This is a genomic window from Haloferax sp. Atlit-48N (genome assembly GCF_003383015.2).
GTDB classification, from domain to species: Archaea; Halobacteriota; Halobacteria; order Halobacteriales; family Haloferacaceae; genus Haloferax; species Haloferax volcanii.
Window position 1 is genome coordinate 317,130 of the sequence record NZ_CP137689.1, and the last position, 20,529, is coordinate 337,658.

Annotated in this window: 21 protein-coding genes; 14 read left to right on the forward strand and 7 right to left on the reverse strand. The window is 67.8% G+C overall.

Annotated features, from left to right (window positions below):
• Positions 1 to 50: 50 nt before the first annotated feature.
• A complete protein-coding gene (prf1, locus tag DEQ67_RS01790) occupies positions 51 to 1,295 on the reverse strand; it encodes a peptide chain release factor aRF-1 (RefSeq protein ID WP_004044602.1) in 1,245 nt (414 codons plus the stop codon).
• Between the two features lie 156 nt (positions 1,296 to 1,451).
• Here prf1 and minD point away from each other — a divergent pair, with 156 nt between their 5' ends.
• Both minD and DEQ67_RS01800 read left to right on the forward strand, forming a co-directional pair.
• Entirely contained in the window at positions 1,452 to 3,182 is a 1,731-nt protein-coding gene (minD, locus tag DEQ67_RS01795) for a cell division ATPase MinD (protein WP_115891400.1), read from the forward strand.
• 39 nt (positions 3,183 to 3,221) lie between these two features.
• The gene (locus DEQ67_RS01800) at positions 3,222 to 3,359 is read left to right on the forward strand and encodes a hypothetical protein (protein WP_004065378.1); all 138 of its coding nucleotides are present in this window, start codon (positions 3,222 to 3,224) and stop codon (positions 3,357 to 3,359) included.
• Between the two features lie 45 nt (positions 3,360 to 3,404).
• Here DEQ67_RS01800 and argS read toward each other — a convergent pair whose 3' ends face one another.
• Complete coding sequence (gene argS, locus DEQ67_RS01805) at positions 3,405 to 5,168, reverse strand: arginine--tRNA ligase (protein ID WP_115860560.1); 1,764 nt, start codon at positions 5,166 to 5,168, stop codon at positions 3,405 to 3,407.
• A 212-nt stretch (positions 5,169 to 5,380) separates the two neighbouring features.
• Between argS and DEQ67_RS01810 the strand changes: the two genes are divergently transcribed.
• The 3 genes from DEQ67_RS01810 (at position 5,381) to ribB (ending at position 7,403) form a co-directional block, all read left to right on the forward strand.
• A complete protein-coding gene (locus tag DEQ67_RS01810) occupies positions 5,381 to 5,533 on the forward strand; it encodes a DUF7563 family protein (protein WP_008577007.1) in 153 nt (50 codons plus the stop codon).
• 443 nt (positions 5,534 to 5,976) lie between these two features.
• Positions 5,977 to 6,717: a DUF120 domain-containing protein gene (locus DEQ67_RS01815; RefSeq protein WP_004065371.1), complete on the forward strand. Its 741-nt coding sequence runs from the start codon at positions 5,977 to 5,979 to the stop codon at positions 6,715 to 6,717.
• Positions 6,714 to 7,403: a 3,4-dihydroxy-2-butanone-4-phosphate synthase gene (gene ribB / locus DEQ67_RS01820; RefSeq protein WP_004044596.1), complete on the forward strand. Its 690-nt coding sequence runs from the start codon at positions 6,714 to 6,716 to the stop codon at positions 7,401 to 7,403. Before DEQ67_RS01815 ends, ribB begins: the two co-directional genes overlap by 4 nt.
• 30 nt (positions 7,404 to 7,433) lie before the next feature.
• Here the strand turns inward: ribB and DEQ67_RS01825 are convergent, their stop codons facing one another.
• A complete protein-coding gene (locus tag DEQ67_RS01825) occupies positions 7,434 to 8,318 on the reverse strand; it encodes an NAD-dependent epimerase/dehydratase family protein (RefSeq protein WP_115891399.1) in 885 nt (294 codons plus the stop codon).
• A gap of 89 nt (positions 8,319 to 8,407) precedes the next feature.
• Here DEQ67_RS01825 and DEQ67_RS01830 point away from each other — a divergent pair, with 89 nt between their 5' ends.
• Positions 8,408 to 9,346, forward strand: a complete 939-nt coding sequence (locus tag DEQ67_RS01830) for a branched-chain amino acid transaminase (protein WP_004044594.1) — start codon at positions 8,408 to 8,410, stop codon at positions 9,344 to 9,346.
• 79 nt (positions 9,347 to 9,425) lie between these two features.
• Here the strand turns inward: DEQ67_RS01830 and DEQ67_RS01835 are convergent, their stop codons facing one another.
• Both DEQ67_RS01835 and DEQ67_RS01840 read right to left on the reverse strand, forming a co-directional pair.
• Positions 9,426 to 10,070, reverse strand: a complete 645-nt coding sequence (locus tag DEQ67_RS01835) for a DUF502 domain-containing protein (protein ID WP_008605695.1) — start codon at positions 10,068 to 10,070, stop codon at positions 9,426 to 9,428.
• An 81-nt stretch (positions 10,071 to 10,151) separates the two neighbouring features.
• Positions 10,152 to 10,991 carry a proline dehydrogenase family protein gene (locus DEQ67_RS01840; protein WP_004065353.1) on the reverse strand — a complete coding sequence of 280 codons (840 nt, stop codon included), beginning with the start codon at positions 10,989 to 10,991 and terminating at the stop codon, positions 10,152 to 10,154.
• A gap of 126 nt (positions 10,992 to 11,117) precedes the next feature.
• Between DEQ67_RS01840 and DEQ67_RS01845 the strand changes: the two genes are divergently transcribed.
• The 6 genes from DEQ67_RS01845 (at position 11,118) to DEQ67_RS01870 (ending at position 16,481) form a co-directional block, all read left to right on the forward strand.
• Positions 11,118 to 11,660 carry a CDP-2,3-bis-(O-geranylgeranyl)-sn-glycerol synthase gene (locus tag DEQ67_RS01845; RefSeq protein WP_004044591.1) on the forward strand — a complete coding sequence of 181 codons (543 nt, stop codon included), beginning with the start codon at positions 11,118 to 11,120 and terminating at the stop codon, positions 11,658 to 11,660.
• 66 nt (positions 11,661 to 11,726) lie between these two features.
• On the forward strand, positions 11,727 to 12,257 hold the full coding sequence (gene pyrE / locus DEQ67_RS01850; protein WP_115802110.1) for an orotate phosphoribosyltransferase: 531 nt from the start codon (positions 11,727 to 11,729) through the stop codon (positions 12,255 to 12,257).
• Positions 12,258 to 12,331: 74 nt separating this feature from the next.
• Positions 12,332 to 13,045 (forward strand): phosphoribosyltransferase family protein, encoded by a 714-nt coding sequence (locus tag DEQ67_RS01855; protein WP_004044587.1) that lies wholly within the window; start codon positions 12,332 to 12,334, stop codon positions 13,043 to 13,045.
• 186 nt (positions 13,046 to 13,231) lie between these two features.
• The gene (locus DEQ67_RS01860) at positions 13,232 to 14,644 is read left to right on the forward strand and encodes an NCS2 family permease (RefSeq protein WP_004065350.1); all 1,413 of its coding nucleotides are present in this window, start codon (positions 13,232 to 13,234) and stop codon (positions 14,642 to 14,644) included.
• Positions 14,645 to 14,735: 91 nt separating this feature from the next.
• The gene (locus DEQ67_RS01865) at positions 14,736 to 16,124 is read left to right on the forward strand and encodes an aryl-sulfate sulfotransferase (protein ID WP_004065348.1); all 1,389 of its coding nucleotides are present in this window, start codon (positions 14,736 to 14,738) and stop codon (positions 16,122 to 16,124) included.
• A 102-nt stretch (positions 16,125 to 16,226) separates the two neighbouring features.
• A complete protein-coding gene (locus DEQ67_RS01870; protein ID WP_004065346.1) occupies positions 16,227 to 16,481 on the forward strand; it encodes a glutathione S-transferase N-terminal domain-containing protein in 255 nt (84 codons plus the stop codon).
• A gap of 58 nt (positions 16,482 to 16,539) precedes the next feature.
• Here the strand turns inward: DEQ67_RS01870 and DEQ67_RS01875 are convergent, their stop codons facing one another.
• A complete protein-coding gene (locus DEQ67_RS01875) occupies positions 16,540 to 17,514 on the reverse strand; it encodes a transcriptional regulator (RefSeq protein WP_004044583.1) in 975 nt (324 codons plus the stop codon).
• A gap of 142 nt (positions 17,515 to 17,656) precedes the next feature.
• Between DEQ67_RS01875 and DEQ67_RS01880 the strand changes: the two genes are divergently transcribed.
• Complete coding sequence (locus DEQ67_RS01880) at positions 17,657 to 18,925, forward strand: tRNA(Ile)(2)-agmatinylcytidine synthase (protein ID WP_115802111.1); 1,269 nt, start codon at positions 17,657 to 17,659, stop codon at positions 18,923 to 18,925.
• Between the two features lie 24 nt (positions 18,926 to 18,949).
• On the opposite strand, the gene DEQ67_RS01885 is transcribed toward DEQ67_RS01880, so the two are convergent.
• The gene (locus tag DEQ67_RS01885) at positions 18,950 to 19,393 is read right to left on the reverse strand and encodes a DUF7382 domain-containing protein (RefSeq protein WP_004065344.1); all 444 of its coding nucleotides are present in this window, start codon (positions 19,391 to 19,393) and stop codon (positions 18,950 to 18,952) included.
• 75 nt (positions 19,394 to 19,468) lie between these two features.
• On the opposite strand from DEQ67_RS01885, the gene DEQ67_RS01890 reads away from it, so the two are divergent.
• A complete protein-coding gene (locus tag DEQ67_RS01890) occupies positions 19,469 to 20,518 on the forward strand; it encodes an ATP-binding protein (RefSeq protein ID WP_004065343.1) in 1,050 nt (349 codons plus the stop codon).
• The last annotated feature ends 11 nt before the right edge of the window (positions 20,519 to 20,529 follow it).

Below are 20,529 nucleotides of genomic sequence, written 5' to 3' on the forward strand. Positions count from 1 at the left end.
CGCTCCGTGCCGTCGAACGCGTGGCGTGAAGACGCCGAGGAGGAGGTCGCTTAGACGCCGGTGGAGTACCGGAGGATGCCGGCGATGCCACCGAACGCGTCGTAGAGCTGTTCGCCTTTCTCGAAGTCGGTGCTGATGAACTTCGTCTCGGTGCCGCGCTGGTCCGCGAGGTCCATGAGCCACTCGATGACGTCCTCGCGGTCTTTCAGTTCGGCCTCCGAGCCGTCGTCGCACTCGTGGGTGGGCGTGTCGTGACGGTGGTCGACGAGCTCGTACTCCTCTTGGCCGCCACAGTCGTAGACGGCGATGTCCTTTCGGAGGTCCTCGGAGATGAGGAGGCGGTCGACCGACCCCATCACGAGGTTCTTGCGGGTCGCCTCGAACCCGTAGGTGGACTCGTTGCCGCGGTGGAGCTTCTCGAAGAACTCCTCCATCTGCTTTTTGTCCTTGATGACCTCTTGGTCGGCCAGCGCGTCCTGCCCGGCGTCGACGAGGTCGTAGAGGCCGGACTCGTCGGTGTAGGCCACGTCGAACTTCCCGACGACGAGGTCCTGCAGTTCGTGGTGGAGGTAGTCGCCGTCGAGGAACTCGTCTTTCGTCGGCGAGGGGCCGCCCACGAGGATGCCGTCCATGTCGTGGCGCTTGGGGACGAACAGGTCGTTGGCCATGCCGGCGACCTCCTGATAGAAGTTGTCGATGGCTTCGAGGCGGAGGCGGGCGAAACGCTGGGCGGACTGACCACCCTTTCGCTGCTTGCCGGGGACGAGCGACGAGGCGCTCTTGACCGGCTCGACGCGCTTGCCCTTGAGCCAGCCGACGTTGGCCTCGCGGCGGTCGAGGACGATGAGGCCGAACAGGCCCTTGTCCATGAGCATGTCTTCGAGCGGCCCGGTGAGGAAGTTCGAGTCGCAGTGGTACCGGAACGACTGAATCGGCTCCGGCGGGCTTTCGAGTACCTTGGTGACCATCGTCGTCTGGCCGCCGCCGGCGTCGACCGCGCCGGAGAACATCACGATGCCGTTGTCCGGCGGGAAGTTCCCGTAGTACCGGAGTCGGTCCTTGATGCTCGTCAGGGCGTCTTGGACGTTCGTTCGCGTCTGCTTCGATTTGATGTTAGACGCTTCGCTGTGCTCCGTGATGACGTGTTCGACCACGTCGGAAATCTGCTTGTCTTCGGGGATGTAGATGGTGACGAGCTGCGTTCCCGACCCTTCGTACTCTCGCAGGTCCTCGATGACCTTCTTGAATTCGTACTTTCGGCGGTCCTCGCTCGCCTCCTCGGCGTCGCTACTCATCACTCCACCTAGTCCCTCCAGCGGCTAAGTAACCTTTGACTGGGCACGTGCCGCGGTATCTCGACGCACGAGCGGCCGTCCGAACCGACGTGCAGAGACGAGCGCGGTCGGAGAACATTTATGTTGCTGTCACGGGTGGACTTCGACGTTGGAATTATGGCCCGGGTGTACGCAGTTGCCAGCGCGAAAGGCGGGGTTGGAAAGACGACGAGCACGGCCAACCTCGGGACGACGCTCGCGATGGCCGGTCACGACGTCGTCGTCGTCGACGGTGACCTCGGGATGCCGAACCTCGCCGGCGCGCTCGGCGTCGACCCCGACGGGGCGACGCTCCACGACGTGTTGACGGGCGAGGCGGCGGTCGAGACCGCCGTCTACGACGGACCGGCGGGACTCTCGGTGCTCCCCGGCTCGAACGCGCTCGAAGCGTTCGCGACGGCGAACGCCAAGGAGCTCGAACCGGTCATCTCGACGCTCGAAGCGAGCTACGACATCGTCATCATCGACACCGGTGCGGGGCTGAGCGACGACACGTTCGTCCCGCTGAAGCTCGCCGACGAGGTCATCCTGGTCTCCACGACGGAGCGCGAGGCGCTCGGTGACACGGAAAAGACCCGACAGCTCGCAGACCGCATCGGTGCCGACGTGGTCGGCGTCGTCCTCACGCGCGTCGACCAGTCGAAGCCGAACGCCGACGTGGTCGCTTCGCTCCTCGATACCGGCGTCATCGCTGTCGTCCCCGAGTCCCCGGCCATCCGCGAAGCGCTCAGCACGCGGGACCCGGTCGTCGTTCACTCGCCCGACAGCATCGCAACCGCGGGGTATCGCGCGCTCGCCGAGGCGCTCACCGGAACGCCGGTCCCGGTTCCGGGTCTGGACGACGAGGCGGACGAAGCGGACGCGACGGACGAGGCGGACGAGACGGACGAGGCGGACGAGACGGACGAGGCGGACGAGACGGACGAGACGGACGAACCGGCGGACGCCGCCGACCCGGAGCCCGACCCCGAACCTGCCCCCGACTCGGACTTCGTCGAGGACAGCGGTGGCGGGGTCGACGACGGAGCCGGTCCGGCGGCGACCCCGGACCTCGATTCGGGTTCGGACTCCGTGGCCGACCCCGACGCCGCCGCAGTCGCGGACGAAGGCCGGGCCACGGCGGACCCCGAACTCGAATCGGAGGCCGAACCGAACGTCGAAGCCGAACCGGAGCCAGCAGTCGATTCGGACACCGACGACGACCTCGCGGCGTCGATTCCGTTTTCCGCCAGCACCGTCGAGGAGCCGGACGACCCCGCGGAACCCGACCCTGCCGATGGCGCGGACGCGTCCGAGTCCGCCGCAGACCCCGCCGTGGACTCCGCGGTCGACCCCGGCGACGACGCGCCGGCCGACCCGTTGGCCGCCGACGCGTCGGACGACCCGGTACTCGCGGACTCCGACCCGGTCGGCGACGAGGAGTCCGACACCGACCCGCTGGCGGCTGACCTCGACGCGGTCACCCGCGGGACGCCGGCTGCTGACGAGGAGACGGTCGCCGTGGCCGACGACGAAGTCGTGTCGGACGTCGACGCCGACACCGACTCGGCGGACGCGGACCCGCTCGCGGAAGGCGCGGTCGCAGACGAGTCGCGCTCGGCGTCCTCGGCGTCGGTCGAGGGGGCGGACGCGCCCGGCGCGGACGAACCGCTCGTCGCGGAGGCCGAACCGGATGCGTCCGAGGCCGAATCGGACGCGACTGAGGCCGACCCGGACGCCGACGACTCACCCGAAGACGACGACGAGGAGGGCGTCTACACCACCTCGCTCGTCGAGGAGGTCGAGTCGTTCGACGACGACGAGCGCGACGAGAAGAAAAAGGGGTTCCTCAGTCGCTTCCTCGGCTAAACGGGAAGGTCTTTTACTCGCGTCTGCGGAATGCCCTCTATGGCAGAATCCGAGTCCGTTCCCTTCTGGTGGATAGTCCTGTTTCTCGTTCTCGCGCTCGGCAGCGGAGCCGCCGTCGTCTTCTCGGTCGGCGGGTCGCTCATCTCCGGGGCCGTCGCGCTCCCGTTTTTCTTCTGAACCGCTCGAAAAACGCCGTCACCGAGACACCCGATTCGCCCGCGGTCACATCGACTCGGGCGCTTCCACGCCCACGATAGCGAGCGCGTTCGCCACCGCGTTCCGCGAGGCTTCGACGAGCGCGAGTCGGGCCGCGCCGACCTCCTCGTCGGCGTCGAGCACGGGACACTCGCGGTAGAAGGTGTTGAACACCTCTGCGAGTTCGCGGGCGAACGTCGCCACGGTGTGGGGTTCGAGGTCGTCGGCCGCGGTTTCGACGACCGCGGGGAACCGCGCGATGGTCGCCAGCAGGTCGCGCTCGGCGTCGGTCGTCAGCACGGCGGGGTCGGCCTCGCTCGCGTCGAGACCGGCGGCGGCCGCCTCGTCTGCGATGCCGCAACAGCGCGCGTGGACGTACTGGATGTACGGCGCGGACTGGGCCTCGAAGTTGAGCGCCTGGTCCCACTCGAAGGTGATGGTCTTCGTGGGCTGTTTGGAAACGATGTCGTAGCGGACCGCGCCGATGCCGACCTGCCGGGCGATGCGGTCGATGTCGGCCTCGTCGAGGTCGTCGTCGCGGGTGCGGCCTTCGAGGCGGGTCTCGACCTCGTCGCGGGCGCGGTCGATGGCCTCGTCGAGGAGGTCGTCGAGCATGACGCCCGTCCCCTTGCGGGTGGACATCGTCTCGCCGCCGGGGAGGTTGACCCACGAGTAGATGACGTTCTCCAGTTTGTCCACGTCGTTGCCGAGGATGTCGAGCGCGGCGCGGAGCTGGCCGGACTGGAGCTTGTGGTCCTCGCCGAGGACGGTCACGGCGCGGTCGTAGTTGTCGAACTTCCACTCGTGGTGGGCGAGGTCGCGCGTCGTGTACAGCGAGGTGTCGTCCGACCGGAGGAACACGAGGTTCTTCTCGAAGCCGTAGTCGTCGAGTTCGAGCTGCCACGCGTCCTCCTCGTAGACGGCGTGGTCGGTCTCCTTGAGGCGCTCCGCGAGGTCGCGGGTGCTCCCGTCGAACATGAACCGCGTCTCCTTGACGAACTCGTCGAACTCCGCGGGGAGGCGTTCGAGGCACTCGCGCATGCCGCCGAGCACCTGGTCGACCACGGTCTCGACGCGGGCGTACGTCTCCTCGTCGCCCTCCTCGATGCCCTGGAGGATTTCGGTGATTTCGGCTTCGGCCCGTTCGACCTCCTCGGGGTCGGCCTCTTCGAGGAAGGCGTTGCCCTTGCGGTAGTAGCGGACGAGGTCGTACTCGACGCGCTCGCGGGCGGGTTCACTTTCGAGGTCGTCCTCGTCGAACGTCTCGTAGGCCCACGTGAAGACGGCCATCTGGCGGCCGGCGTCGTTCACGTAGTAGTGGCGGTCGACGTCGTTGCCGGCGAAGTCGAGCAGGTTGGCGACGGCGTCGCCGATGACCGGGTTGCGGGTGCGGCCGACGTGGACCGGTCCGGTCGGGTTCGCGCTCGTGTGCTCGACGACGACGCTGTCGCCGGTCGCGGGCAGGCGACCGTACGCCTCGTCGGTCGCTGCGGATTCGAGGGTGTCGTCGTAGTAGGCGTCGGAGACGTGGAAGTTGACGTACGGCCCCTGCGTGTCGACCGCGGCGAGGTAGTCGTAGCCCTCGACGGAGAGTTCCTCGGCGATGTCGGCGGCGATTTTCGGCGGCGGCGCGCCGACGACCCCGGCGAGTCGGAAGGCGACGCTGGAGGCGAGCGTCGCGGGTACGTCCTCCGGCGGCTCCTCGACCCCGAGGTCGTCGGTGGGCAGGTCGAGCGACGAAAGCGCCGCAGAGAGCGCCGTCTCGACCTCCTCACGGAACTGTCTGAACATGTACGCGGATTCTCGATAGGCGGCTAAAGGCCTTTCCGAACCGTCCGGGCGACCGCGCCCCGCGCCGACCGGGGACGTTCGTTCCCCTCGGTTTTCGGGGGGGTCTTAGCGCAACCCGCGCGGATACCTTACTAGTAAGGTAGTAGTGGTATATCGCCCGGGGACGACGTTCAAACCACGGGGCGGCGACCCGCCGCTCTCACCACCCACCCATGAGTCAATGCAACCACTGCGATGCGTTCGTGTCGAACAACTTCGTCCGCGTCTTCGGTGACGAGGACGGCAACGTCTACGCGTGTCCCAGTTGCTCGGCGAACGCGGGTATCTCACAGGTCAGCTCCGAGCGGCGGGCGTCGTCGCTCTGAGGACGCCGTTCGGTCGTCGACCCGACGGATTCGGACGAATTCACGGATTCGGACGCGCGGAACCGCACCCGCGGTATCACTCCCTCGCTTCCCCACAGCGCCCCGTGTCGTACCCCACCGTTCCACGCGCCTCGGACCCGTTCGACGTCGCCCCAACTCGGCCCGACGTGCCCCGATTCGGTCCCGGTCCATCGCCCCCGGCCGCGGACCGCCACCCCGGCCGTGAGCCGCGCCCCACCGATTCCAACGGCTGACGCCCACTCGTCGAATCACGCGGTGCGGCCGCGCTTCGCCGGACCCATTCCTTCTCACCGCGGTAGACTGACCGACGGACTTACCCGTTCCCGATTGGAACTGTCGCGTATCTACGGCGGTTCCACCCCGCCGGTTCTCTCCCCGCTACTTGTCTCATTTTTGGAATGCATTCCACTTACGATACGCTTATGGGGCGCGCGTTCGAAGCCGGGAGTATGTCAGAATCGGCAGTCGCCGCGGCGGTCGGGTACGACGAGTTGGCCACGCTCAAGCTCGTCGCGCTCGACGGCGGGCGCTCCGGCCCGGTCAAGCTCTCCTGTTCCGGCGTCGCGAATCGACTCGACGTGTCGAACCAGACGGCCTCTCGCCGGCTTCAACGCCTCGAAGAGGCCGACTTCATCGACCGCGAGGTCGTCTCCGACGGCCAGTGGATAACCATCACCGACGCGGGCGAGTCCGCGCTCAGACAGGAGTACGCCGACTACCGACGCATCTTCGAGACGCCCTCCGTGGTCGTCCTCGAGGGCGAAGTCACCGGCGGGATGGGCGAGGGTCGCCACTACATCTCGCTTTCGGGCTACATGAAGCAGTTCAAAGACCGACTCGGCTACGAGCCGTTCCCCGGCACGCTGAACGTCCGCCTCGACGACGACGCGGTCCGCGCCCGCGCCGGGATGACCGCCCTCGACGCGGTTCCCATCGACGGCTGGGAGGACGACGAGCGCACCTTCGGCCCGGCGACGTGCTACGCCGCCTCCGTCGCGGTCGGCGGCGACTCCTACGAGCCGGTCCACATCATCGTCCCCGAGCGGACCCACCACGACGAGTCGCAACTGGAGATAATCGCGCCCGACAAGCTCCGCGACGAACTCGACCTCGACGACGGCGACGCGGTCACGGTCCGCGTCGAGGAGGCGGAGTACGAATGAGCCGAACCGCCGAGTCGACCGGCGACTTCGACGCCGTCTCGCGCGTCCTCGACGCCTTCCGCGCCGGCGAGCCGGTGCTCGTCCACGACTTCGACGACCGCGAGGGCGAGACCGACCTCGTCTACCCCGCGGGCGCGGTCGGTTCCGCCGACGTGGCCCGGATGCGCAACGACGCCGGCGGCCTCGTCTGCGTCGCCCTTCCGAACGACGTGTCGGAGTCCCTCGGTCTCCCGTTCATGGACGACGTGCTCGACCATCCGGCCGCGTCGTCTCACGACCTCGCGTACGACTCGCGGTCGTCGTTTTCCTTCACGGTGAACCACCGCGACTCCTTCACGGGCATCACCGACCGCGACCGCGCGATGACCATCTCGCGGCTCGCGCCCGTCGCCGAGGCCGCCCGCGCCGGCGAGTACGACGCCGACGACTTCGGCGGCGAGTTCCGCGCGCCCGGCCACGTCCACCTGCTCCGCGGCGCGCCGAACCTGCTTTCGGACCGCCAGGGCCACACCGAACTCGGCCTCGCCTTGGCCGACGAGGCGGGTATCTCGCCCGCGGTCGTCGTCTGCGAGATGCTCGACGACGAGACCGGCGCGGCGCTCCCGAAAGACGCCGCCCGCGACTACGCCGACCGACACGGCTTCGCCTTCGTCGACGGCGACGGCCTCATCGACGAACTCGTCTGAGCGACCGAGGGGTCGCCCGGATTCACCTTCTCACGCGCGCCCGTCGCGCCACGACCACGTCGGCTCCCACCCGAGCAGTCGCTTCGCCTTCTCGGTCGAGACGAGCGCTTCGTGGCCCGAAAGCGGCTCTCGGGTCTCCGCGTCGGGGTAGACCTCGCTGGCGAGCGTCGCAGATTCGACGGTCGTCGAGGTGTCGGCGGCCGCGGCCCAGAACACCTCGTGGCCCGCGAAGTCTGCTTCGAGCGCCCGGCGGACGAGTCGCGCGGCGTCCTCTCTGCCGAGGTACGAAAACAGCGTGTTGCGCGCGGTGTGGAAGTGCCCGGCGTCCTGAAGTCCCGACAGCGAGCGGTCGGCCTCGGCGAACGTTTGTCTCGCCTCCTCCTCGCTCGGCATCCACGGAAATCGGAGGCTGGCGACCGTCTCGGGGGCGTCGGCGCGGCGGACGAACCCCGCGGCGGTCTGTTCTGCGACGTACTTCCCGAGGCCGTAGGGGTTCGAGGGCGTCGCGCGGTGGCTCTCGTCCACCGGGAGGAAGTCGATTCGAGCGGGGTCGGGTTCGAAGCTTCCGCCGATGGCGCTCATGCTGGAGGCGACGACCACGCGGTCGATGCCGAGCGCGGCGGCGACTTCGAGGACGACGTAGGTCGATTGGACGTTGCTCTCGAAGACGCGGTGGCCGGGGTCGTTCGTCGGCGTCGAGATGGTTCCGAGGTGGACGACCGCGTCGGCGTCGCTGAGCGCCGCGGTGAGGTCGCCCGGGTCGAGCGCGCTCACGCGGTAGTCGTGGTCCGCGAGCGACGACTCGCTGTGTCGCGAGAGGTTCGTGACGGTGTAGCCGCTCGCGCGGAGGTGGGCGACGACGGTCGGCCCGAGGTTCCCGGTCCCGCCCGTGACGGCGACGGATTCGAGGCTCATACCCCGTCATGGCGGCCCGCGGACAAAACCGCCGGGGGCGTGGTAGTCGGGTCGTCATGATTTTAGAGGGGGCCGCCGAAGGCCACTACATGGGATTTGACGAGATGGATGTCTCGACGATCTGGCAGAGTGGAGAGTACAAGGACTGGGAGGACGCGACGGTGCACGTCCTCACCCACGGTCTCCACTACGGGACGGGCGTCTTCGAGGGGGTTCGCGCCTACGACACCGACCGCGGCCCGGCCATCTTCCGCTGGGAGGAGCACCTCGAACGGCTCTATCAGTCCGCGAAGCCTTACGACATGGAGATTCCCTACACGCGCGAGGAACTCACCGAGGCGACGCTGGAAGTCATCCGGCGCAACGACCTCGACGGCGGCTACATCCGCCCCATCGCCTTCTACGGCTACGACTCGCTCGGCGTCAGCCCCAAGGACAACCCGACCGAGGTCGCCATCGCGGCGTGGCCGTGGGGCACCTACCTCGGCGAGGACGCGCTCGAAAACGGCGTCGACGTGATGGTCTCGTCGTGGCGCAAGCACGCCTCCAGCCAGATTCCGACGAACGCCAAGACCACCGGGCTGTACGTGAACTCCATGCTCGCGGGCGAGGAAGCCCGCCGCAACGGCTACGTCGAGGCTATCGTCCTGAACAAGGAGGGCAACGTCGCCGAGGGTCCCGGCGAGAACATCTTCATGGTCCGCGACGGGAAAATCTACACGCCCGGCCTCTCCCAGAGCATCCTCGACGGCATCACCCGCGACACCGTCATCACGCTCGCCCGCGAGCGCGGCTACGAGGTCGACGACAGCGCGACCATCAGCCGCGGCGAACTCAACACGGCCGACGAGCTGTTCTTCACCGGCAGCGCCGCCGAAGTGACTCCCATCCGCAAGGTCGACAACGTCGTCATCGGTGAGGGCACCCGCGGCCCGGTCACGGAGGAGCTCCAGTCCGCCTTCTTCGACCTCGTGGAGCGCCGCACCGACGACCACGAAGAGTGGTTCACCTACGTCGACGAGCAGTAACCCGAGACGCCCGCGAAAACCAGTTTTTTTGCCGCGGTCCCGACGCGAGCCGATAGCGACGACGGCCGGCGCGCGAGCCTTACTCGTCGGCGGCGACCTGCCCGTCGCCGGACTCCTCGGTCACTTCGATGTCGAACTCGTCGACGGTTTCCTGTTCTGCGAACCCGGCCGAGAGGACGCGCGTGAGGGCCTCTTCGACCTTCTCGCCGGTTTCTTCGATATCCTCGGGGTCGACTTCCATCACGAACCCGGTGGTGATGTTCGGTGCGGTCGGCATGAAGACGACTTCCCGGCCGTCTTTGGTCGTCTTCCCCGTCTTGAACGCGGTCATGCGGATGCCCGGCCACGTTTCGAGACGGACCGGCTTCTGGAGGTCTTCGGTGCCGGTGAGCGCGGTTTCGACCGCGAGCTTAGAAGCGTTGTAGACGATTCGGACGAGCGGGACCTTGTTCATGGCGGCGTCGAGGCCGGATTCGAGCAGGCGGCCGGCCGTCGTCCGCATCAGGTAGCCGACCGAGAGGACTAACAGCAGGAAGATGATGATGGAGATGATAAATCCGAGCGCCTCCGAAAGCGGCGTCACCGTCCCGTCGGTGGAAAGAACTGTCGCAACGTACGGAATCGACGTGATTCCGTTATAAAAGAAGGCGAGGATGTACAGGATGACGATGAGCGGGACGAGGACTACGAGACCGCTGGCAAAATCGCGTCTCCACGAGGACATTGATATCGGGTACGTGAACCCGCGGGCATAAGGGGATTTCTAGTGTGGGACGAGAGACACGCCTCGCGCTTCGGCGCTCGCTCAGACGCCGACGACGGCGCGGAGCGCGAACAGCGCGTTTTCCTTGCGCTCGCGGACCCGGCGATAGAAGTAGGAGACCCACTTGTCGCCGTAGGGCGCGTACTGCCACACCTCGACGCCGTCGGCGGCGAGTTCGCGCTGGGCGTCCTCGCGCACGCCCATGAGCATCTGCACCTCGTAGTCGCGGTCGTACTCCGCGCCGAGGTCCCGGGCGTAGTCAATCATCTCGGGGTCGTGGCTCCCGACGGCGATGCCGCCGTCGTACTCCCGAAACAGGTACGCGAGGAGTTCCTTGTACGCCTCGTTCACCGCCGATTTCTGCTTGTGGGCGACCGCGGCCGGTTCGTCGTACGCGCCCTTGACGAGGCGGATCTTCCCCGGCACGTCGGCGAGGCGTTCGAGGTCGTCGGGCGTGCGCTTGAGGTTCGCCTGCACGCACAGTCCCATCCCGCCGTCGAACTCGCGGGCGAGCTCCTCGAAGGCGTCGAGGGTCACGTCGGTCGTCTCGTGGTCCTCCATGTCGCACCACAGGAAGACGCCGTGTTCGTCGGCCGCCTCGGCGATGCGCCGGTAGTTCTCCTCGAACACGTGGTCGCCCGCGTCGAGGCCGATTTGCGAGGGTTTGACCGACACGCAGGCGTCGATGCCGGTCGAGGCGATGTCCTCGACGAGGTCGACGTAGGCCGCCGCGTCCTCGTCCGCGGGGGCGCGCTCGGCGTAGTGCTCCCCGAGGAGGTTGAGGATGACCGCCACGCCGTCGTCGTTCATCCGTCGGGCGTGGTCGAGCGCTCCCGCCGCGGACTCTCCCGCGACGAACCTGCTCGCGATGGGCGGAATCATAATAAACGATTGCGACCGTCAGCTATTGAGGGTTATCATCGATTCGGACGCGAAATCGAACGACACCGTCGCCTCCCCCGGCGACGAACCGTCGGAACTTACAGTCCTCGCCGCCGACGGGTCGGTATGGTCGTCTCTCTCGTCGCCACCGCCTTCTGGGCGATGCTGCCCGCGTACGTGCCGAACAACGCCGCCGTCCTCGCGGGCGGCGGCCGCCCCATCGACGGCGGCCGAACGTGGGGCGGTCGGCGCGTCCTCGGGGACGGCAAGACGTGGCGCGGCACCGCCGCCGGGACGCTGGCCGGGACGCTCCTCGCCGTCGTCCTCAACGCCGCCGCGCCCGCGGCCTCGGGCGCGCTCGGCGTCTCGCTCCCGACGTTCCCGCTCGCCGCCGGGTTCGGACTCGCGCTCGGCGCGATGCTCGGTGACATCGGCGCGTCGTTCATCAAGCGTCGCTCGGGTCGCGAGCGCGGGGCCGCCTTCCCCGGCCTCGACCAACTCGACTTCGTCGTCGGCGCGCTCGCCCTCGCGTTCGTCGCCGCGCCCGGCTGGTTCGCGGCGACGTTCTCCCTGCCCGTGCTCGCGGTCGTGCTCGTGATGACGCCCGTGCTCCACGTCGTCACCAACGTCGGCGCGTACTTGCTGGGACTGAAAAACGAGCCGTGGTAATCCACGCGGTTACCGCTCACCCGAACCGTCCCGCTTAAGCGCCTCCCTGAATCCTCTCGAAACAAGATGGCGAACGCAGCACTCATCGAGGCGCTCCGAGCCGCCGACGCGGTCCAGTTCGGCGAGTTCGAGCTCTCCCACGGCGGCACGTCGAGCTACTACGTGGACAAGTACCTCTTCGAGACCGACCCCCGGTGTCTGAAGCTCATCGCCGAAGCGTTCGCAGAGCGCGTCGCGGACGACGATAAACTGGCCGGCGTCGCGCTCGGCGCGGTCCCGCTCGTGGCCGCCACCGCGGTCGAGACGAACAAGCCGTACGTCATCGCCCGCAAGAAGGCAAAGGAGTACGGGACGGCAAAGCGCATCGAGGGCGCGCTCGACGAGGGCGAGGAAGTCGTCGTCCTCGAAGACATCGCGACGACCGGCCAGAGCGCCGTCGACGCCGTGGAGGCGCTCCGCGAGGCCGGCGCGGTCGTCGACCGCGTCGTCGTCGTCGTGGACCGACAGGAGGGCGCGGCGGACCTGCTGGCCGACCACGACATCGCACTGGAGTCGCTTCTCACCGCCGAGGACCTGCTGGCCGACGCCGACGGCTAATACACGCTTGTGACTAATTCACTCGGAATCGGTAATCGAAGTATTCATTTTTGTGCAAGTACGAAGCCGGAGGCATGAACAGAGCAGAGAAGGCCGCACTCCAGTTGCAGGCTGTCTCCGTGCTCCGGATGCTCAAAGAGACCCGGACGTACGACGAGCTGGCCGAACTCACGGGACTGCCGGCCGGCGACCTCAACCGCTACGTCAACGGGCACGTCCTGCCCGGAGTCGAACGCGCCCGCGAGGTCGTCGAGGGCGTCGGCCGCGACGCGCTCGCAGACGAACTCGAAGCCCGCGTCAGATTCGACGACGAGGGCTACGTCGACAACTCCGGCGTCGTCTTCGACCAGTCGTTCCTCGACCTCGTCGCGCCCGTCGCGGCGAACGCGCTGGACCTCGAACGCCCCGACGTGATTTTGACCGCGGCGACCGACGGTATCACCCTCGGCGCGGCGATGGCGAGCTACTTCGGCGCGCGCCTCGCGTACGCGAAGAAGTCGAAAGAGACCGCCGTCGAGGACTTCATCGAATCCCGTCAGCGCCTCGCGTCCGGCATCGAACTCACCTACTACCTCCCCGCCAGCGCCATCGACGACGGCGAGCGCGTCCTCGTCGTGGACGACCTCATCCGCTCGGGCGAGACCCAGGAACTCCTCTTGGACATCGCCTTGCAGGCCGACGCCGACATCGCCGGCGTCTTCGCGCTCATCGCCGTCGGCGACGAGGGGACGAACCGCGCCCGCGAACTCACCGACGCGCCCGTCGGCGCGCTGAGCAGTTTCGACTGACGGCTCAGGGACCCGCCGAAAAACTGTTCTGAACTGCTCAGTTCAATCACAGGTGACGTAGAAATAGGCACTTCTGTGCCGTTCGTTCACGTCGAATGGGTCGTTTAACCCACGTTCGTGGATGTATCCGCCCGTCAGGATGGTAATGCTTATGTGTGGAATCCGGGGTATGCTTAGTCGTGCATCATGGGGCTCTCTGAAACCCTCGCAAACTACTTCGACGTGCATAAACACGGGTCCACGGTCAGGACCGAGATTCTCGCGGGCATCACGACGTTCCTCACGATGTCGTACATCGTCGTCGTCAACCCGTCGCTTCTCACAGACCAACCGTACATCGAGGGCGTCGACGGCATCGCCATCGCCGGCTACACGCCGGGCGAGGTCCAGTCGATGCTCGCCGTCGTCACCATCATCGCGGCCGCCATCGCGACCACGATTATGGCGTTCTACGCCAACCGACCCTTCGCGCAAGCGCCGGGGCTCGGCCTGAACGCCTTCTTCGCGTTCACCGTCGTCGGGGCGCTGGGCGTCCCGTGGCAGACGGCGCTCGCGGCCGTCTTCGTCGAGGGGCTCATCTTCATCGCGCTCACCGCCGTCGGCGCGCGGGAAGCCATCATCAAGGTGTTCCCCGAACCGGTCAAGATGGCCGTGGGCACCGGTATCGGGCTGTTCTTAGCGATTATCGGGTTGCAGGCGATGGGCATCGTCGTCAACGACAACTCGACGCTCGTCACGATGGGGAACCTCGCGTCGAACCCCATCGCCATCGTCTCCATCGTCGGCCTGTTCTTCACGTTCGCCCTCTACGCGGCGAACGTCCCCGGCTCTATCATCATCGGCATCGTCGGCACGTCGCTTCTCGGCTGGGGCCTCACCGCCTCGGGCGTCGTCTCGGCCGAGGCCGGCCTCGTCGCCAACTCCTCGGCGGCCACCTACGACATCACGCCGCTGGCCGGCGCGTTCATCTCCGGCTTCGGCAACGTCGAAGCGTTCAGCTTCGCCCTCATCGTCATCACGTTCTTCTTCGTCGACTTCTTCGACACCGCCGGCACGCTCGTCGGCGTCGGGCAGGCCGGGGGCTTCCTCAACGACGACGGTGACCTCCCCGACATCGACAAGCCCCTCATGGCCGACGCGGTCGGCACCACCGCGGGCGCGATGCTCGGCACCTCGACGGTCACGACCTACATCGAGTCCGCCACCGGCGTCGAAGAGGGCGGCCGAACGGGCCTCACCGCGCTCGTCGTCGCCCTCCTGTTCCTCGGCTCGCTCGCCATCGTCCCGCTCGCGACGGCTATCCCGCAGTACGCCTCCCACATCGCGCTCGTCGTCATCGGCGTCGTCATGCTCCGCAACGTCGTCGACATCGAGTGGGACGACCTGACGTTCACCATCCCCGCCGGCATGACCATCCTCGTCATGCCCTTCACGTACTCCATCGCGTACGGCATCGCGGCGGGCATCGTCTCGTACCCGCTCGTGAAGGTCGCCGCCGGCGAGTACGACGACGTCAGCGCCGGCCAGTGGGCGCTCGCGGTCGCGTTCGTCCTCTACTTCGTCGTCCGCACCTCGGGGATGCTCCAGGCGCAGGTCTGACCGCGCCGACGACTCTCTCGTCGCGCTGATTTTCTCACGACCTAATCGGATTCATAAAGTATTGAACAACCCCGGTGCTAACCCACTCCGTATGAATATTCCCAACGAACGGCTCGCCCTCCGCGGAGCCGTGTTCCTCCTCATTATCGGCCTTCTCGCTCCTTCGGCCGTCTCTGCCGTGACGTACGACCCCGGGCAGCAGACGAGCCTCCAACCGGGAACCGTCACCAGCCCCGCCAACGGGTCGACGATTGTGAGCGTCCAAGGCTACACTTTCCAGGGCAACACGAACCCGAAGAAACCCGCTCGGGTCGTCTCGGTCGGTGAACGCGGGAGCCTCCAGTGGACGTACGACGACTCGGTCAACGGGAACGCGTGGTTCTTCGACGTCGACCCGCTCCCGAACGGGAACCTGCTCGTCTCGTCGCCGCGCGGGACCGACACCGTCGTCTTCGAACTCGACCCGGACACCCGCGAACGCGTCTGGGAACAGCGCTTCGACATGGAGGACACCCACGACGTTGACGCCTTCGGCGAGGACGAACTCCTCATCGCCAACATGCGCGAGTGGAACGACTCCGCCGGCGTCAGCGAGGACCGCATCGTGGTGTACAACCGGACGACCGACGAAATAACGTGGGAGTGGTACTTCAAGAACCACTTCCCAGCCGACACCGACGGCGGCTACAACGCCGACTGGAGCCACGTCAACGACGTGGACTACATCGGCGACGGTCGGCTCCTGTTGTCGCCGCGAAACTTCGACCAGGCAATCGTCGTCGACATGGAGTCGAAAGACATCGTCGAGCGCCTCGGCACCGACGACGACTACGACGTGCTCAACGAACAGCACAATCCCGACTGGCTGGTCAGCGAGAACGGCACCCCGACCATGCTCGTCGCCGACAGCGGGAACAACCGCGTCGTCGAGTACGCGAAAGAAGACGGCGAGTGGGTCCGGACGTGGTCCGTCGGAAAGAACACGCTCAACTGGCCGCGCGACGCCGACCGCCTCCCCAACGGCAACACGCTCATCGTCGACACGCTCAACCACCGAGTGATAGAGGTCACGCCAACCGGCGAGGTCGTCTGGGAGTACTACGCGACGTGGGGGCCGTACGACGCCGAGCGCGTCGCCCACGGCGACGAGTCCTCGGGGCCGACGATTCGGGACCTGAACGCCAGCGGTTCGTACCCCATCACCGGGAGCGCGAACATCACCGCGGGCGGAGACGGGAGCGTCGGCTTCGTCTCGCGGGTTCAGTCGACGTTCGCCGGGACGCCGCTCGAAGAGCCGATGAGCGGGCTTTCGACGCGACTGTCGCACGTCCTGCCGTGGCTCCGCCCGGTGTGGATGACGCCGTGGGACCTGTTTTGGGCGGCGTGCGCGGTCGGCGTCGGGCTCACCGCGACCGCCGGCGAACTGTATCTGATGCGTCAGCGACTACTCGACGCGGTCCGCGGGCTGTTCGGGAGATAACGCTGACCCCGCGGCCGACCCCGCGGCGCGCCTTTCGGGGTCGTGTGGTTCGATTGCAGAAGACCATGGCACTCATTAGCCGCGGCTCCATACCCCAGGCTGATGTCCGACCTCATCCTCTACGAACTGCAAGGCTGTCCGTACTGCGCGAAGGTGAAGGACAAACTCGCCGACCTCGACCTCGAATACGAGTCGCGGATGGTCCCCAGCGCTCACGCCGAGCGCGAGGAAGTCGAAGAGGTAAGCGGCCAGACCGGCGTCCCCGTCCTCGTCGACGAGGAACACGGCGTCGAGGGGATGCCCGAGAGCGACGATATCGTCGACTACCTCGAAGAGACCTACGGCTCGGCGGCGTAAGCGCGACCGTCACTGATTTTTCCGCCGGCAGTACAGCTCGCCGCGCACCCCGCGACGATTAGCTCTCGGCGGGGTCGCGGGTCCGCTCGCGAATCAGGTCGCGAATTTCGTCGGGGTCGTCGATGGCGGCGAGTTCCTCACAGCTGACGATGCCGGTGCCGTCGACCGACTCGCGCTTCTGCTGTTCCTCGACGAAGTAGACGGAGCGCGTCCGCGTGATTTCGCCGAGCGACGACATGATTTGGGCGCGCTTCTCGGCACTTCGAGTGAACGGCGAGTGTCCGGTGAGGACGTTCGTCTCCTTTTTCCGCCCGGCGTCTTCGCTGACGGCCTTGAACGGCGCGCGGGCGGTCGGATGGACGGTGAAGCCGGCGCGCGTCAGCACCGACAGGACGTGTTCGTCGTCGGGGTCCACGTCGGGGTCGTCGGGCGTCGGCTCGGCGTCGCGCACGTCCTCCGCGCCCGTGAGCACGTCGACCGGGTTCGAGAAGGGGCGGTCGAACAGCTCTTCGAGGTGAATCGCCACTTCGATGCTCGCGTTCATGCCGTTTTCGTACTTCGAGACGGTGCGCCGCGAGACGCCGAGTTCGGTCGCGAGCTGCCCGAGGCTCCATCCGCGCTCCTGCCGCTCTTCGGCGAGCACGTCGCCGTCGAGGCTCACGTACAGTCCGCCGGGGGCGGCGTAGATGAGCGGGGGAACCTCCTCGACGAACAGGTCCATGGCGGTGTCGGGGTTCAACACCGGCACGCCGTGGCGGAAGTAGACGACGCCGGGTTTGAGGTCCTCGTCTCGGGTTCGAAGCCCGACGACCAACGGCGTGGCGTCGAGATACGAGCCGAGGCGTCGCATCTCCGAGCCGGTGACGCCGTCGAACGCGTCGATGTTCCCCAGTATCTTGAGGAGCAACAGGTCCTCGCCCCTCCGAGCGGCGAGGTCGAAGCTCTTCGGCCGGATGGCGATGCGGTCGCTCACGACGAAGCCCGCGTCTTGGAGCATCGCGGCGACATTACCAACCAGCGCTGACCGGGACATAGGGGGCAATAAGCGATTCGGCCCATAAAGCGTTTTCCCCGATACCGCCGCCCTCGCCGTGGTATCTCCCTTCTCGATGCCGCATTTATATAGCCGTAATCGACCCGAAAGGCGTTACTGCGCCGTCCGGCAATCTCCGCGTATGACCGTCATCGGCCTCGACGACACCGACTCCCGCACCCTCGGGATGTGTACGACCTATCTGGCGACGCTCGTCGCCGAGGCCGTCGAGGCGCGCGGCGGGACCGTCGAGCGGCGACTCCTCGTCCGGCTGAACCCGGCGGTCGAGCACAAGACCCGCGGGAACGCGGCGCTGGCGATTCACACCGACCTCCCCGCGGGCGCGGCGTTCGACCTCGCCCGCGAGGAACTCGACCGCTGGGCCGTCCTCGACGACGACCGGACCAGCCCGGGTGTCGTCGTCGCGCCGGGGTCTCCCGACACGGTTTCGACCGCCGTCGCCGACTTCGCCCGCGACGCCGTCCGCGACTTCCACGACCTCGACGACGCGGTCGCCCTCGCGGAGCGTTCCGGCTTCTTGACCGAGGGGTGGCACGGCGGCCGGGGCCGCATCGGCGCGCTCGCGGCCGTCGGCGCGTGGGCCGCCTTCGACGAGTGGACCTACGAACACATCTCTTACCGCGAGTTTCACCGCTGCGGGACGCCCCGCGAGGTCGACGTCGACTCCGTCTTCGACGCCGCCGACGCGGCGTATCCCGACGCGTGGGACACTGTGGACCGCGAGGAGGGCGAAGCCGTCTGCGTGCCGAACGCGCCGGGACCGATTCTCCACGGCATCCGCGGCGACGACGCCGACACCGTCCGGGAGGTCGCCGCCGCCATCGACTCGGAACCCGTCGACCGCTCGGCGACGTTTCGCACGAATCAGGGGACCGACGCCCACCTCCGGGACGGCGTCGTCTCGGACCTCCGCGACGGCCGCGCCTACCGCGTCGCCGGCACCGTCGCCTCCGACCCGGAGACCCGACCGGGTGGCCACGTCTTTTTCGACCTCGAAGCCGGCGACGCGGTGGTCGCTGTCGCCGCCTTCGAACCGACGAAGCGCTTCCGAAACCGGGTGCGGGCGCTCCGCGTCGGCGACGCGGTCACCGCCTGCGGCGAGGTCGGAGACGGCACGCTCAAACTGGAGAAGTTCGCGGTCCGCGACCTCGTGCGGACGGAACCCGCGACGCCCGTCTGCCCCGACTGCGGGCGGACGATGAAAAGCGCGGGACGGAATCAGGGCTACCGGTGCCGCGACTGCGGGACCGACGCACCCGGCAAAGTCGAGCGGGCGGTCGACCGCGACCTCGAACCCGGCTGGTACGAGGTGCCGCCGTGCGCCCGCCGACACATCGCTAAGCCGCTCGTTCGCGGCGGCTTCGACGCGGCGACGCACCCGGAGCGCTGAGGTCGCGGCTCGCGTGTTCGGCGCTCAGTCCTGAACCACCAGCACGTTCGTGTTCTCGCGGCGGTCGACGAACGACTCCCCGGCGGGCGGTTTCACGTCCACGATGAGCGTTCCGTCCTCGCGGTTCGCGCCGAGTTCGGCGTCAACGTTGACAGTCGCAGACCCGCCGTCATCGCTTTTCGCCGTCGCCACGCCGTCGATTTCGGCGGTCCCCGATTTCACGATGACTGTCGCGCCCTCCACGGGGTTCCCCTCGTGGTCGACGACGGTGAAGTCCAGCGCCTGTTCGCCGGGGCCGACCACGTCCGGCGTCGGCTTCACGTCGAGTTCCGAGGTGGCGAGCCCCTGCACCCCGGAGAGCATGTTGAGCATGACGCTCATGCTGGCGACGCCGACGACGAGAGCGACGACGAGACGAACTGGCAGTCCTTCGATAGCGCGCGTGTCTGACCGGAACATATCGAGCATGGACCGTCTGGCCGCGGGTTCGTATATAAACCCTCGTCCGGGGGTTCAAGTCGCATCGCGCGGCCAGTCCGTGCCATGCACACCATCGGCCGCAAGTCGGACGAGGAAGGCCCGGCCTGTCGACTCGGATGCTACCGCGCCCGCGACGGGAGCGACGGCGCGACCGTCGGCCTCGACGTGAACCGTCCGCACGCGGCCGTCGTCGTCGGCAAGCGCGGCAGCGGGAAGTCCCACACGCTCGGCGTCATGGCCGAAGGACTGGCACGCGCTGCGGGCGTCGCGCCGGTCGTCATCGACCCGATGGGCGTCTTCTGTGGCCTCACCGAGTCGCCGATAGACGCGACGGTTCACGACTCGCCGCGCGTCCGCGCCGACGCGCTCCCGCCGAGCGCGTGGCCGGAGCTGCTCGGTCTCGACCCGACCGCGCCCGCGGGGTCGCTCGTCTGGCGACTCGCGGCCGAGGAAGACTCGTTGGTGGCGATGCGCGGGGCGGTCGACGACGACGACGCCGCCCCCGAGACGCGCAGAGCCGCGGCGAACCACCTCGCGTTGGCCGACTCGTGGGACGTGTTTCACCCCGAGGGACTCGACCCGCGGTCGCTCTGCGGCTCCTCACCCGACGTGCTCGACCTCTCGGGACTGGAGGCGACCCCCGCGAGCGCCGTGGTTCGCGTCGTCGCCCGCGGCCTCTACGACGCCCGCGTCGCGGGCTCGGTCCCCCGAATCCCGTGGCTGCTTCTCGACGAGGCCCACGCGTTCGCCGGCGGGCTCGCAGACCCCGCGCTTCGAACCCTTCTCACGCGCGGGCGAGCCCCCGGCGTCGGCGTCGTCCTCGCGACCCAGCGCCCCTCGGCGCTCCCCGAGGTCGCGGTCTCGCAGGCCGACCTCCGGGTCGTCCACCGACTCACCGCCGGCCCCGACGTGTCGGCGATGGCCGCCGCCGACCCGACGTACTTCGACGAGTCGCTCCGCGCTCGGCTCCCGCGGGAACGCGGCTGTGCGCTCGTCGTCGACGACACCACGGAGACCGTCCACGACGTTCGGGTTCGCCCCCGTGAGACGCCCGACGGCGGCGCGACGCCGCGGGCGGTCTCCGCGCCTGGCAGTTCCGAAACCATAGAGTAGCCTCCCCGGAG